Here is a 13,716-nt window from a genome sequence, read left to right as displayed (position 1 = left end):
CAAAACAAGGGCCGGCCCGGCGGCATCTGCTACTGTCGCCGCATTTCCCCTATCTGTGACTTTCCCATGCCAGCCAGACAGCATCTGCCGGAACTGGTGTGTCCGGCGGGCAGCCTGCCCGCGCTCAAGGCCGCCGTCGACAACGGCGCCGACACCGTCTATTTCGGCCTGAAGAACGACACCAATGCCCGCAATTTCGCCGGGCTCAATTTCGACGAACACACCGCCCGCATCGGCATCCGCTACGCGCGAGACCGCGGCCGCAAAACCCTGCTGGCCATCAACACCTACGCCCAGGGCGGCGACATCGCCCGCTGGCAGCGCGCGGTGGACCAAGCCGCCGACCTGGGCGTGGACGCCGTGATCCTGGCCGACCTGGGCCTCTTGGCCTACGCCCGCCGCCGCCATCCGGATCTGCGGCTGCACCTGTCGGTGCAAGGCTCCGCCACCAATCGCGAGGCGCTGCGGCTGGCGCATGAGCTGTTCGGCATCCAGCGCGCGGTGCTGCCGCGCGTGCTGACGCTGGAGCAGGTGCGGCAGGTGATCGAACACAGCCCGGTGGAGATCGAGGTATTCGGCTTCGGCAGCCTGTGCGTGATGGTGGAAGGCCGCTGCCTGCTGTCCAGCTACGCCACCGGCGAATCGCCGAACAGCCATGGCGTGTGTTCGCCGGCCAAATTCGTGCAATGGCAGCAGGGAGCGAACCACCTCGATGCCCGGCTGGGCGGCATCCTGATCGACCGCTACGGCAAAGACCAGCCCGCGGGCTATCCCACGCTGTGCAAGGGCCGCTTCGACGTGAACGGCGACACGTACTATGCGTTGGAGGAGCCGACCAGCCTGAACGTGCTGCCGATGCTGCCGCAGCTGCTGGAGATAGGCGTGGCCGCCATCAAGGTGGAAGGCCGCCAGCGCAGCCCGGCCTATGTCGCCCAGGTCACCCGCGTGCTGCGCCAGGCGCTGGACACAGCCGGCCGCGAACGGCAGCGCTTCATGGTGCAGGCGGCCTGGCAGCAGGCGCTGAACAAGGTGGCGGAAGGCTGCCAGCAAACGCTGGGCGCCTACAACCGCCCGTGGAAATAAGCGCGAGGAGTCCCGCATGAACGCCATCCCATTGAAGCTCTCGCTCGGCCCGGTGCTGTTTTTCTGGAGCCGCGACGACATCCTGCGTTTCTACGCCGAAGCGGCCACCTGGCCGCTGGACACCATTTACTTGGGCGAAGTGGTCTGCGGCCGCCGCCAGCAAATGCGCGGCCAGGACTGGATCGCGCTGGCCGCCGACCTAGCCGCCACCGGCCGCGAAGTGGTGCTCAGCTGCCAGGCGCTGATCGAGAGCGAATCCGATATCAAGCGCGTGCGCAAACTGGTGGATAACGGCGAGCTGGCGATCGAGGCCAATGATTTGGGCGCCGCCAGCCTGGCGCGCGAAAAACACCTGCCCTTCGTCGCCGGCCCGCATCTCAACATCTACAACGCCGACACGCTGGCGGTGATGGAAATGCTGGGCGCCTACCGTTGGCTGCCGCCGGTGGAGATGAGCCGCGACACGTTGGCCGGCGTGCTGGCGGAGGCGCATCGTCAGCAACTCAGCATGGAGACAGAGGTATTCGCCTGGGGCCGCCTGCCGCTGGCGTTGTCGTCGCGCTGCTTTACCGCCCGCCACTACAACCTGAACAAGGATGACTGCCAGTTCCGCTGCCTGGAGCATCCCGACGGCTTGACGCTGAGCACGCGCGACCGTCAGGGCTTCCTCGCCATCAACGGCACCCAGACCCTGTCCGACGGCTGCCAGGCCTTGCTGCCGCACTTGCAGGACATGCACGACATCGGCGTGCGGCGCGTGCGCATCAGCCCGCAGTCGCAAGGCACCGACGCGGTGGTGCGGGCCTTCGCTCAGCTGCTGCGGCAGCCGGAACCCATCACCCCCCTTTTGCCGACACTGGCCCGCCAAGCGCCCGGCGAACTGGTGGACGGCTATTGGCGCGGCCAAGCCGGCATCCGCCCATTGGAGAAACCACATGCGCATTCCTGAACTGACGCTTCCTTCCGCCGTAGCCGGCCTGTTGTCCCGGCTGCCAGCCACGCCGCCCAGCCAGTTGTTGGCTGCCACGCTGAACCAGTTGGCCAAGCGCGGCGTGCTGCCCGTCGACATGGCGCTGCTGGCCGGCAAGCGCTTCGAGATTCGGCTGGAGGACGCCGGACTCGCCCTGACTCTCGCCGCGTCCGACAGCAAGTTCTCCGCCGCCAACGGCCCAGTGGACCTGACACTGGCGGCAAATTGCGCCGACTTCGCCCGCATGCTGCTGCGCGAGGAAGATCCGGACACGCTGTTCTTCAACCGCAAGCTGCGCATCGAGGGCGATACCGAGCTAGGCCTGATCGTCAAGAATCTGCTGGACAGCATAGATTGGAGCGAAACGCCGCTATCGCGGCTGATGGCGGCTTGACGCGCCGCGTCACATAGCGGCTTGCTCCGCTCTTCGGCATGGGCTAGCAAGAAGCTAGACCTGCCGAAGATGGGGCATCATGAAATACTGGCCATACAAAGAACGGCGGATTTGGATAGAGCTGGCCTGGATTGCCGCGTTCAACCTGGCGTGCTTTGTGCTGTTCGTTTATTTCGAACTCTTCGACAAGCTGGATGATTGGTTCCACAACCATCCCGACACCCCGCTGGATGAGGTGATGCTGGTCGGCTTCTCGCTGGCGGTGTCGATGACGGTCTTCGCCATCCGCCGCCTGCGGGAAGCGCGCGGCCTGCTCAAGGTGCTGCGGCGGCAGGCCGAGCGCGACGACATCACCAATCTGGCCAACCGCCGCCGCGCCAACCAGATGTTGCAGCGCGAAACCGAACGCAGCTTCCGCTCCAACCGTCCCTTCTCCGTGCTATTGATCGATATCGATCACTTCAAGTGCATCAATGACAACCATGGCCACCAGGTTGGCGACGCCGTGCTGCATGCCTTCGCCAAAGTCCTGCAGACACGGGCTCGCCAACTCGATACGGTGGCGCGCTGGGGTGGGGAGGAGTTCATCGTCGTCTGCCCGGAAACCGGGCAACTTGGCGCGCTGCAACTGGCGGCCGACATTGGCCGGCTGCTGCAGGAAACCGATTTCGCGCCGGTATCCGCCGTCACCGCCAGCATAGGCGTCGCCACGCTGCAGGAAGACGACACCCCGGACAGCCTGATCCATCGCGCCGACATGCGGCTGTATGCCGCCAAACAGGCCGGCCGCAATCGAGTAGTGGGAGAGTTTGGAGCAGACGAACCCTTGAGCGCATGAAAAAAGCCGGCAATGCCGGCCTTTTTCATGGCAAGACGCAATCGATCAGACGATGCCTATGCTTTGCTGCACCGCGCTGCGCTTGGCGCTCAGATCCAATCCCGGCAGGTCGGCCATGATGTCCGGATGATCCGCCAGCTTCTCCACCACGAAATCGACGAAGACGCGGGTGCGCGGCGCGATATGGTCGCGATGCGGGAAGCAGATGTAGATCGAGCGCTCCAGCGACACCATGTCGGTTAGCACCGGCTCCAGTTCGCCGCTGCGGATCATATGCACCACCTCGTGGCCCGGCAATTGCGCCACCCCCATGCCCAGCCTGGCCAGCTCGGCCACCGCCTCCATGTCGTTCAGGGTATAGGTGCCGTTCACCTCCACCGGGATGCGCTCGCCCTTGCGGTCGAACTCCCATTTGAACAAGCGGCCTGAGGTCGGGAACTGGAAGTTGATGCAATCATGATTGCCCAGCTCCTCCGGCGTGGTCGGCCGGCCATAGCGATCCCAATAGGCTGGCGACGCCACCACATACAACGGCATCTGCGACAGATTGCGCGCCACCATCCGGCTGTCTGGCATCATGCCGGTACGCACGCCCACATCGTAGCCATCCTCGATCAAATCGCTGAAGTGGTCGTCCAGGCCGAAGAAAACGCGGACCTTGGGATAGCGCTCGCAGAACTCGCCCATGATGGGCAGAATGAAGCGGCGACCAAAGGAGTTGGGCATGCTGACGCGCAGATGCCCGGCCGGCTCATCGCGGCTCGCCTTCAGTTGATTGATGGCAGAATCCAGATTATTGACCGGACCACGGCACTGCGCATAAAAACGGCGACCATCTTCGGTCAGCGTCAACTGGCGCGTGGTGCGGTTGAACAGGCGCACTTCCAGCTCCTGTTCCAGTCTGGCGATACTCTGGCTGATGGCAGCCGGCGACACGCCGAGCTTGCGGGCCGCATCCGAAAAACTGCCGTTTTCAGCAGTGGTCATGAAGACCATTAGAGCTTTTAAGGTATCCATAGGCGAGGCGATTCCTGAACTGGCATGTTGCGCACGGGTCTTGAACGACTCAGACCATGGGGCGAACACCGCCGTTCACGGGATTGAATGTAAATACTTAAAAAAGATTACACCACTCCCGCATGATATTGAAGATTCTTCTAAAAAACGTTCATCACGTCGCCAGCCTCTTCACTACAGAACCCAAACTTCCCCAACTACCTGCCAGCCCAAATCGCCAAGGCGTCGAAGCCGGTTATGTTTATTTTTTATGCGAAGCAATTATGCGCTTTTAAGCGTTTGCTTGCCAGAATTTATTAGCTTTTGCTTACAATTTATGCCCTTGTTCTGAGGCATGGATGCGACAAATCCTGCCGGCTTCCCAGCTAACCAGTATTAGGGCAGGCCGCCTACCCCGCACAGGCTCAAGCCTCTCGAATGGCATAATTCGCCATGCCAAAAATACAAAATGTCAAGAATTTATCAGCGACAAACAGGTTACATATTGTAAAGGTCTTGCCGATGATAAACAAAGTAGTGATTTATCAGTATTTTTCCTAGGATCGGCAGAAGGACAAATTTGGTATACTGACGGACGGAAAAACAACAATCCACATGGTTTTTGCGCCCAGGTTCTTACATGCAGAAAGCATGTAGGCTACTATTTACCGTGCGCCCTCACAAAATCAAGGAAGACCCGTTCATGGCGATCTCGAAAACCATCAATGCAAGACCCCTTCCTGCCGGCCTCACCACTTCGCAGCAGTGGACGCTGTTGGAATGGATCCATATGGCGGGACACATCGAGACCGAAAGCGAACTGAAGGCCTTTCTTGACTCCATTCTCGCGCAGGCACCTTCCGACAAGCTCATTCTGGTTCTGGGCCGGCTCAACAACCAGAATCAAATCCAGCGGATGGAAAAAATTCTGAACGTCAGCTATCCATCAAGCTGGCTGGAGCAATATGCGCAGGAAAACTTCGCACAGCACGATCCCATCATGCGCATTCATCTTGGCCAGGGTCCTGTCAGTTGGGAGGAACGTTTCAGCCGCGCCAAGGGCGTCGATGAAAAACGGTTTGTCGCAGAAGCCACGCTGAACGGCATGGGTAATGGTGTCACCTTCAGCGCGGCCTCCGAGCGCAACAACGTGGGCAGCATCTTATCGCTTGGCGGACGCGAACCGGCGCGGAATGCTGCCCTGGTCGCCATGCTCAATTGCCTGACGCCTCATCTGCATCAAGCTGCGGTCCGCATCGCCAACCTGCCGCCGGCCTCCCCCAGCAGCATGCCGCTTTCGCAGCGCGAATACGACATCTTCCACTGGATGAGCCGCGGCAAGACCAACTGGGAAATCGCCACCATCCTAGATATCAGCGAACGCACCGTCAAATTCCACGTCGCCAACGTGATTCGCAAGCTCAATGCGAATAATCGTACTCATGCCATAGTTCTTGGCATGCATCTGACACTGTCACCCCGGGACATAGTGAGCGAATAAGCTCCGGCCGCGCCTGCCGCCAATCCAGAAGGCCGGCCATCGACATCACTCCGCCATCCAAAGGTCTCGGCACTCCCACAGGAACAATGGGAAAGCCGAACATCACCAGCCGACGATAGAACACTGGCTCCACCACGAAATACATCCAGCGCACGCCATGGATCTGCGACCACAACCAAGCGCCCAGATAAAGCATGCGAGCCGCCATCACCGACTCCCTGCCACTCAATGCATGGCGATCAATCGCCAGCCGTGTGATTTCCGAGTACTCGCGCCCCTTGCCAATGCACTCGCCCGACGCCAGCAAGCCAGAGAATTCCTCTTCCAGCATGAAGGGATTCTGCCCTCCGGTCAGACGTATCGCTCCCACCACCTGCCCATCCCGATACAGCGCCAGATTATCAGAAAAATCATCATAGCTATCCCGATCATAGCCATCCTCGCATACTGGCACCCACGCCAGTTGCTCCCGGAAGATTCTGTGCCGGAATGCCCACAGCTGCTTTTGCTCCAACGGCGAGGAAACGACATTCAACACCAGACCATCCAGCTCCAACGGGAAAAACGCTTTCATTTCAGCCTCCTAATTAAGCCTTGCTCAGGCAGCTGAAATGTAAAACCAGGCCAAAAGTACGAAATCTGGCCAATCGGCCAGTGCTTAGTGCAGTTAAGAATCCAACTCCAAACAATTTCATTGAAATGAATATGTTAACTGGCCCACATGGATAGAGAAACCATGCACAACAATATAATATTCAATAAAAACAATGACATGCATTTCAAGAAACGCTCAAAACTGCCATAGGAGCGTTTTATTTGTTACATTTGTTTTTTTCCCAGCCATTTCATCATGACCGCCTTTACCAGTTGCAACCCCGCCACCGGGGAGGTCTGTTACACCCGCCCGACTTGGCACGCCCCCGAGCTTGACCTAGCGCTGAAACAATTGAACGCAGCCCAAGGCAGCTGGGCCGCGTTGACGGTAGAACAGCGCGCAGCCCAGCTTCTGCGTTTGGCGGAGCAGCTTGCCGAACAACGCGATGTCCTGGCCGACCTGATCACTCAGGAAGTCGGCAAACGCACCGGCGAATGCCTGGCCGAAATCGACAAATCGGTGCAATTGATCCGTTACTACGCGGCATTGGCGCCTGAGCTATTGCAATCGCTGCAGATTCCCACCCAGGCTAGCCGCAGCGGCGTGGCGTTTGAACCGCTCGGATTGGTTCTGGCCGTGATGCCGTGGAACTATCCCATCTGGCAAGTGCTGCGTTTCGCGGTTCCCGCGCTGATGTCCGGCAATGCCTGCCTGGTCAAGCCGGCGCCCTCGGTTCCGCAATGCAGCCAATTGCTGCTGGACTGCATCCGCCAATCCGGACTGGCAGTGATGGACATGGCGTGGATTGATACCGAGCTGGTGGAGGACGCCATCCGCCGTTGCGATGCCGTCGCGTTCACCGGCTCCACCCACACCGGCAGAATCATCGCCTCGCTGGCCGGCAAGCATCTGAAGAAAACCGTGCTGGAACTCGGCGGCAGCAACCCCTTCATCGTGCTCGCCGATGCCGATATCGAAGCCGCCGCCCGCGATGCCGCTAACTCGCGTTTTCGCGATGCCGGCCAGAGCTGCAATGCCGCCAAGCGGATGATCGTGGTGCCGGAAGTGGCGGACGCCTTCGTCGAGGCCTTTTGCGCCGAAGCCGCCAAATTGCGCGCCGGCGATCCGCGCGATCCGGCGACGACGCTGTCGCCGCTGACTCGCGCCGATCTCCGGGAAGCCTTGCACGCCCAGGTGCTGGATGCCTGCCATAATGGGGCCGAGCTGCGGCTGGGCGGGCAGATGCCGCACACGCCCGGCTTTTTCTACCCCGCGACCGTGCTGGATCGCGTGACGGCCGCCTGCCGGGTCTATCACGAGGAGGTGTTCGGCCCGGTCGCCAGCATTCTGCGCGCCAGCGATGAGGCTGACGCCATCCGCCTGGCCAATGACACGCCATTCGGGCTGGGCGCCAGCATCTACAGCGCCGATAATGAGCGGGCCTGGGCGCTGGCGCGACAAATTCAAGCCGGCAGCGTGTTCATCAACCGCCACACCAGTTCCGACCTGAGATTGCCGTTTGGCGGCGTCAAAGCGTCCGGTTACGGGCGGGAATTGTCGGAATTTGGCCTGTACGAATTCGTCAACGTCAAAACCTATTGGCAGAAGTAGCGGGCACCAATAGCAGCAAAGGGCGCTGCACCACCCACAACGCTCAAAATGCGATGAGCGGCGCCAGGCAAAATCAGCGCTTGGCTTCAAGCCGCCATAGAAAAAGGGGCCGCAAGGCCCCTTTTCTGCTGCTGGCGTGACAATCAGTGCAAACGCGCCACGCTTTGCGACAACGGCATACCGGCCTCACGCAGACAATCGGCCAAGTCGCGCCAAGCGGCGTCGCGGTCCGGCGCGACATCCGGCACCACCAGCCAAGGCACGCGAGCTTCCACCTCGTCGCGCCCCTTTACCCGCAAGGCCACGTCAAAGCCCTGGATCTCGGGCTGATACTCGGCCACCGCTTCCAGCTTGTCGATGCCGCCCTGGCTGACGGCCAGCAAGGCTGCCGTCACGCCCAGACGCTTGCGGTTCCAGGCGCGCATGCCGCTGGATAAAGCCTCCCACCACGGCAAGGGGGCAAACAGTTCCGCCTCGCCATACTCCATCTCGGCGGCAACCGCCTGCTGCACCAAGGGCATGGCCACATCCAGCGCCCGGCGGGCCAGTCGGCGCGCCTTGTCCATCGGCAGCGCGCCGCGCTCCACCAGGAACGGAATCCACGCCATCACCAACTGCGGGTCATTCGTCTTGCGCGCCGCCTCATAGGTGGCCCGCGACGACTCCGGGTCCAGCGGCGCGAAATCGCAGCCGGCATCCATCACCGGCGCCAATTGCACCAGATCCTGGCAACCACGCTCATTCAGCATGTCCACGGTGAACAGGGTGGGCGAAATCCACAGAATCGACTTTTCCGGCACCTCCAGCGCATCGGCCAGCGCCACCTCCAAGGCTTCCAGCCGCGGGAAATGCCACCATACGCCTCCCTGGCTGCGAGAGAAGGCAAACGGCAGCGCCCACAGTTCAAACGACACCACGGAGCCGTCCTTGCGCAGCACTTCGGGGAAGGCCACGGCGTCGCGCGCGCGCTGGATCAGCAACTGCCGCGCGTCGGGCTCCGCCTGCAAGGCCAGCTGAGCTTCGGTGAACACGGCCTGATCGCCGGCCATCAACGCCATCTGCACTGCCGCGGCCAACTGCATGCCGCCCATGGGCTTGCCCACCGCCAGGCGAGCCTGTTCGATCAACTGGCTGATCGCCTGCTGGCGCTCGGCCGGGGGCAATGGCTTGGTCGGCCCGGTGCGCATCTCGCGCGGCGGCGGACCCGCGGCGTCACGCTCGGCATAGGCCTTCTGCAGTTTCTGGTAGGCGCGCATCGCCTCATCGCAGATATCCTGCAGCTCGCCGACACTGGGCTCGGCTTCATCGTAGAAATTGAAGTCGAACAGTCTCAGCCGCAAATTGCAGACATAGACCGTGATCTTCTCCGCCTCGTCGTACAGTACAGCGCTGGCCAAGCCCTCGCTTTCGCGGCCGGGGAAATCGGTATCATCGTTGCCTACCAGCCGGCAAATGAAGGCAGGGGATTCGGTATGCACCAGGTATTCGCTCCCCTCCAAGCCCTCGTCATCGACGGCATCGCCGAAAATAAAGCGGCTGGGCAGGAAAGGCTCGCCCCGGATGCGGGCGTTGCGCGGCAGAGATTTCATTCAGACAACACTATCAAGGGATTACAGTCACCCATTGTAGCGCCGCAGCCTCCCCGCATGAAGTCCAAACAGCGAATTAGCCCTGCCGCGCCATGAAATGGGCCAGATCGCATCGCTGGCGGCCCGCCGCATCGAAATTGATCGGATGCAACCAGCTCTCCAAGGCCACGCGCTTCGCCGGCCACTCGTGATCCAGCATAGAGAAACAGGCCGCGTCGCGATTGCGTCCCTTGCTCACTCGGCGCTGCCGCCACAGGCACTCGAACGTGAAGCCCAAACGCAAGGCGGCGCGCGCCGACGATGCGTTATGCGCGTCGCAACGCCACTCGCAGCGACGGTAATTCAGCTCGAATACCTGCTTCAGCATCAGATACATCGCTTCCGTCGACAGCCGGCTGCGGCGCATGGCCGGCGAGAAATGCACCCCGCCGATTTCGACGCAGCCGTCTTCAGGCTGGGCATTCATATATGCGGCCATGCCCTGCACCATGCCGCTATCCGCATCGATCAGCGCGTAATTGCAGGCACGCTTGGCCTGGATCGCGCTCTCCAGCCAGGACCGCCATGCATCCAAGGACGCGAACGGTCCCTGATTCAGATACGTCCAGTTCGCGTGGCTGGCATCGGCATGCAGGCAGATGAACAAGTCCCGCCCATGCCGCGCCGCATCCAAGGCCTCCAGACGGCAGAAGCGGCCCTGCAAGACAACACTCGGCGGCCAAGCCGCCCCGCTCCATCGATCTGCCTCGCAACCGACAGGCTGCCCCACGGCATTGAAAACCGCCGCTTGAGCCAGCGCGCCCGCGTCCGCGACCAAGCTCAAGCCGCTGCCTCCGCTGCAAACTCCGAGAGACTGCGCAATTGCCGCCCTTGCGCATCGAAATTGGCATCCGCCAACCACAGTTCCAGCGCTCGCCGCCGCTGCGGCCACTCGTGATCCAGAATGGAGAACCAGGCGGTATCCCGGTTGCGTCCCTTATTGGTGCGCGCTTGGCGGAACAAGCCTTCAAAGGTGAAACCCAGCCGCAGCGCGGCCTTCACCGACGGCGCATTCTGGGCGTCGCATTTCCACTCGTAACGCCGGTAGCCAAGCTCAAACGCATTGCGCATCATCAGGTACATCGCCTCAGAGGCCAATCGACTGCGCTGCAGACGCGGGGAAAAGTTGAGAAAGCCCACTTCAATGCAGCCATCGTCCGGCGCAATGCGCAGATAGCTGCACAAGCCGATAGCGGCATCGTCACTGGCAGCGACGATCGCATAGAACTGCGGGTCATCGCGCCCAGCATTAGCCCGCACCCAGCCCAGCCAATCCTCCAGAGTGGAAAACGGACCGTGGCTCAGGTAGGTCCAGTTGGCTCCGCCCGCCAGCTGATGCAAGGCATCATACAATTGCGCCCCATACCGCTCTACATCTAGCGGTTCCACTCGGCAATGCCGGCCGGTCAAAGCTTGGCGCGGCGGATAGGCCGCGCCCGTCCAGCCCTCCACTGGCAAACCCACCCACTGCCCGGTCGAAATCTGCTCGGCCGGCTGCGCCAGCGCGTCCCAGTCAGCACGCATCGCATACGTCCTTGCCGCAACCGGCGTGCAGCGTGGTGGCGTAGCCATCACGCTTCCACCAATCGATGCCTCCCTGCAACTCCTTGACCTTGAAACCAAGCCGGGTCAACTTCAATGCGCCTTTGGTGGAGCCGTTGCAACCAATGCCATCGCAAAAAGTAACGTAAGTGAGCTCACGCGCAAGATGGGCAGTGCTTTCCTCAGTCATCAGCCGGTGCGGCAGGCTGATCGCTCCGGGAATGGTTTCATGGGCAAACGCTTCCGCGCTGCGGGTATCGACTAATACCAGCGAGCCATCGCCTTGCGCGAAGGCCTGCGCCACATCGGCGGCATCCAGCTCATACGCCAATTTGGCGGCATAGAACGCTTCCTGGCTGATCATCACTTTGCTCCAGCTCGTTACGATGCTGTTATCCTACGACACAGGCAGCACCATCTGAAGGACCACATTCATTAATTTGATGGAACCACTTTGAATCGCGACTGGCTCTGTTCTTATCTCAAATCCCGTCTGCTGCGCGGCCAGGGGGAAAACCTGTCACGCCAACTGTATCGACACCTGCGAGAGCTGATCCGCCAAACCCGGCTGGCGCCCGGCAGCGCGCTACCCGCCAGCCGCCAGTTGGCCGATACGCTGGCATTGGGTCGCAATACCGTGCTTGCCGCATATGAGCAACTGATTGCCGAAGGGTATCTGGAAAGCCGGCATGGTTCGGGCACTTATGTCTGTCAGGCGTTTGCATCCACGGCATCGCCTGCTCCCGCCGTCTTGCCGCGGCGAGAGCTATCGCGGCGCGGCGTACAGCTGCAAGCATGCAGCCGTCTGCCCGCCAGCAAGTTTGGCGCCTTCATCCCCGGCCAGCCCGAGCTGGCGCGCTTTCCCCATCAGCAATGGCAAAAGTGTCTGGCGCGCAGCCAACGAACCGCGCCGCTGGAATGGATGCATTATCAGCGCGCAGGCGGCCTGCAGGCGCTGCGCCATGCGCTGGCGGAGTACCTGTTCCTGACGCGATCCGTGCGCTGCAGCCCGGACCAAATCCTGATCACCAGCGGCACGCAAGTCGGATTGGCGCTCATCGCCAAGCTGCTGGCCGATCCCGGCGACATCGCCTGGCTGGAGGAGCCGGGCTATACCGGCGCCCAAGCCGCGATGATGGAAGCCGGGCTGGCTTGCCGCCCCATTCCAGTGGATCAGCATGGACTTGCGCCTCTATCCAGCGCAGCCCCTCCCAAACTGATCTACACCACGCCGGCGCACCAATATCCAACCGGCGTCATCATGGGGCTGGCGCGGCGGCTGGAACTGTTGCAGACGGCGCGGCATCACGACAGCTGGATCATCGAGGACGACTACGACGGCGAGTTCAGCCATACCCCCAATCCATTGGCCGCCTTGCAAAGCCTGGATCAGGATAATCGCGTCATCTATCTGGGCACCTTCAGCAAAGTGATGTTCCCTGCACTGAAATTGGGCTATCTTGTGCTGCCGCCTGAACTGGCCGAGGCCTTCCGCCAGTGCCAGGCGCGACTGCACGGCGAATCCGGCTACCTCCACCAGGCAGCGTTGGCCGATTTCATCGAGCGCGGCCACTTTGCCCAACACATCCGCAATATGCGCGAGCTGTATTCGCACAGGCAGCATCTGCTGCGAACCGCCATGGCGCGCTACCTGGGCGATGCCCTGCCGATATCGGGCGGCGAGGCTGGCATGCATCTGCTAGCCAATCTGCCCTTGGGCTTTGATGAATGGGAACTGCAGAATGCCGCCGCCCGGCAAGGACTCTGGCTGCGGCCACTGGCTCGTCACTTCCTGGGCAAAGCCGATCGCAACGGATTGGTGCTCGGTTACGCGGCCGTGCCGGACGAAGGCGTCGCCCCCGCCAGCCAAGCGCTGGCCAGACTTCTGGAGAGCAGACTGTGACCAACAAAACCAAACTCTTGATCAGCGCCTGCCTGCTGGGACAGCCGGTGCGCTATGACGGCCAGTCCAAACCCATGCGCGATATCGACTGGACAAAGATCCGCGATAGATTCGAACTCATTCCCGCCTGTCCGGAGTGCATGGGCGGTCTTCCCACGCCAAGACCCGCGGCAGAGATCATCGGCGGCTCGGGTAATGATGTGCTGACACAGCAAGCATCGGTCCAAACCAGAGGCGGGCAGGATGTCAGCCTGGCATTCATCACCGGAGCTTGGCAAACCCTGCGCCTGGCCCAGCAGGGTGACTGCAAACTGGCGCTGCTAAAGGCCAACAGCCCATCCTGTGGCAATCGGCAAATCTACGATGGCCGTTTCAGAACAACCTTGCGCGACGGCCAAGGAGTGACCGCCAGCCTGCTGAGCCAACATGGCATCCAAGTGTGGAATGAAGAGGAAGTCGATGCCTTGCTGCGGCAGGATGGGGACAACTAGCCCACTAAACGCCAACGCCCCGGCAGGGACTGTCGGGGCGGGTTGGGGCGGCGTTTCGCCGGCGCAAAGCACAAAGCCCAGCTCGTGTGAGCTGGGCTTTGTCTTATCGGGCGTCTGGCGGTGTCCTACTTTCACATGGCGAATGCCACACTATCATCGGCGCT

Annotated in this window: 14 protein-coding genes; 8 read left to right on the top strand and 6 right to left on the bottom strand. The window is 61.4% G+C overall.

Annotation, left to right across the window (positions count from 1 at the left end; translation table 11 throughout):
• Positions 1 to 66 precede the first annotated feature (66 nt).
• The 4 genes from ubiU to QUG01_RS10945 all read left to right on the top strand — a co-directional run bounded on the left by ubiU (position 67) and on the right by QUG01_RS10945 (position 3,285).
• Positions 67 to 1,083 carry a ubiquinone anaerobic biosynthesis protein UbiU gene (gene ubiU, locus QUG01_RS10960; protein WP_500830175.1) on the top strand — a complete coding sequence of 339 codons (1,017 nt, stop codon included), beginning with the start codon at positions 67 to 69 and terminating at the stop codon, positions 1,081 to 1,083.
• A 16-nt stretch (positions 1,084 to 1,099) separates the two neighbouring features.
• Positions 1,100 to 2,032 carry a U32 family peptidase gene (locus QUG01_RS10955; RefSeq protein WP_500830174.1) on the top strand — a complete coding sequence of 311 codons (933 nt, stop codon included), beginning with the start codon at positions 1,100 to 1,102 and terminating at the stop codon, positions 2,030 to 2,032.
• Positions 2,019 to 2,447, top strand: a complete 429-nt coding sequence (ubiT, locus tag QUG01_RS10950) for a ubiquinone anaerobic biosynthesis accessory factor UbiT (RefSeq protein ID WP_500830173.1) — start codon at positions 2,019 to 2,021, stop codon at positions 2,445 to 2,447. The genes QUG01_RS10955 and ubiT overlap by 14 nt, the downstream gene beginning before the upstream one ends.
• A gap of 79 nt (positions 2,448 to 2,526) precedes the next feature.
• On the top strand, positions 2,527 to 3,285 hold the full coding sequence (locus QUG01_RS10945; RefSeq protein WP_500830172.1) for a GGDEF domain-containing protein: 759 nt from the start codon (positions 2,527 to 2,529) through the stop codon (positions 3,283 to 3,285).
• A gap of 45 nt (positions 3,286 to 3,330) precedes the next feature.
• On the opposite strand, the gene QUG01_RS10940 is transcribed toward QUG01_RS10945, so the two are convergent.
• Positions 3,331 to 4,302 (bottom strand): LysR family transcriptional regulator, encoded by a 972-nt coding sequence (locus QUG01_RS10940; RefSeq protein ID WP_103319578.1) that lies wholly within the window; start codon positions 4,300 to 4,302, stop codon positions 3,331 to 3,333.
• Positions 4,303 to 4,984: 682 nt separating this feature from the next.
• Here QUG01_RS10940 and QUG01_RS10935 point away from each other — a divergent pair.
• Positions 4,985 to 5,782 carry an autoinducer binding domain-containing protein gene (locus tag QUG01_RS10935; RefSeq protein WP_500830171.1) on the top strand — a complete coding sequence of 266 codons (798 nt, stop codon included), beginning with the start codon at positions 4,985 to 4,987 and terminating at the stop codon, positions 5,780 to 5,782.
• On the opposite strand, the gene QUG01_RS10930 is transcribed toward QUG01_RS10935, so the two are convergent.
• Positions 5,703 to 6,356 (bottom strand): acyl-homoserine-lactone synthase, encoded by a 654-nt coding sequence (locus tag QUG01_RS10930; RefSeq protein ID WP_500830170.1) that lies wholly within the window; start codon positions 6,354 to 6,356, stop codon positions 5,703 to 5,705. The two genes, QUG01_RS10935 and QUG01_RS10930, sit on opposite strands and share 80 nt — an antisense overlap.
• 276 nt (positions 6,357 to 6,632) lie before the next feature.
• Between QUG01_RS10930 and QUG01_RS10925 the strand changes: the two genes are divergently transcribed.
• Positions 6,633 to 7,988 carry an aldehyde dehydrogenase family protein gene (locus QUG01_RS10925; protein WP_500830169.1) on the top strand — a complete coding sequence of 452 codons (1,356 nt, stop codon included), beginning with the start codon at positions 6,633 to 6,635 and terminating at the stop codon, positions 7,986 to 7,988.
• A 143-nt stretch (positions 7,989 to 8,131) separates the two neighbouring features.
• On the opposite strand, the gene QUG01_RS10920 is transcribed toward QUG01_RS10925, so the two are convergent.
• The 4 genes from QUG01_RS10920 to QUG01_RS10905 all read right to left on the bottom strand — a co-directional run bounded on the left by QUG01_RS10920 (position 8,132) and on the right by QUG01_RS10905 (position 11,522).
• The gene (locus tag QUG01_RS10920) at positions 8,132 to 9,577 is read right to left on the bottom strand and encodes a hypothetical protein (RefSeq protein ID WP_500830168.1); all 1,446 of its coding nucleotides are present in this window, start codon (positions 9,575 to 9,577) and stop codon (positions 8,132 to 8,134) included.
• A 76-nt stretch (positions 9,578 to 9,653) separates the two neighbouring features.
• A complete protein-coding gene (locus tag QUG01_RS10915) occupies positions 9,654 to 10,280 on the bottom strand; it encodes a GNAT family N-acetyltransferase (protein WP_500830167.1) in 627 nt (208 codons plus the stop codon).
• Positions 10,281 to 10,396: 116 nt separating this feature from the next.
• Positions 10,397 to 11,140: a GNAT family N-acetyltransferase gene (locus tag QUG01_RS10910; protein ID WP_500830166.1), complete on the bottom strand. Its 744-nt coding sequence runs from the start codon at positions 11,138 to 11,140 to the stop codon at positions 10,397 to 10,399.
• On the bottom strand, positions 11,130 to 11,522 hold the full coding sequence (locus tag QUG01_RS10905; protein WP_500830165.1) for a rhodanese-like domain-containing protein: 393 nt from the start codon (positions 11,520 to 11,522) through the stop codon (positions 11,130 to 11,132). Before QUG01_RS10905 ends, QUG01_RS10910 begins: the two co-directional genes overlap by 11 nt.
• A 90-nt stretch (positions 11,523 to 11,612) precedes the next feature.
• Here QUG01_RS10905 and pdxR point away from each other — a divergent pair, with 90 nt between their 5' ends.
• Both pdxR and QUG01_RS10895 read left to right on the top strand, forming a co-directional pair.
• Positions 11,613 to 13,061 (top strand): MocR-like pyridoxine biosynthesis transcription factor PdxR, encoded by a 1,449-nt coding sequence (gene pdxR / locus QUG01_RS10900; protein ID WP_500830164.1) that lies wholly within the window; start codon positions 11,613 to 11,615, stop codon positions 13,059 to 13,061.
• Entirely contained in the window at positions 13,058 to 13,552 is a 495-nt protein-coding gene (locus tag QUG01_RS10895; protein WP_500830163.1) for a 2-thiouracil desulfurase family protein, read from the top strand. The genes pdxR and QUG01_RS10895 overlap by 4 nt, the downstream gene beginning before the upstream one ends.
• Positions 13,553 to 13,716: the final 164 nt, after the last annotated feature.

This window comes from Chromobacterium sp. CCUG 76385 (genome assembly GCF_059916625.1).
Note: the sequence above shows the minus strand (reverse complement) of the source record. Positions and strands in the feature narration are given on the sequence as shown.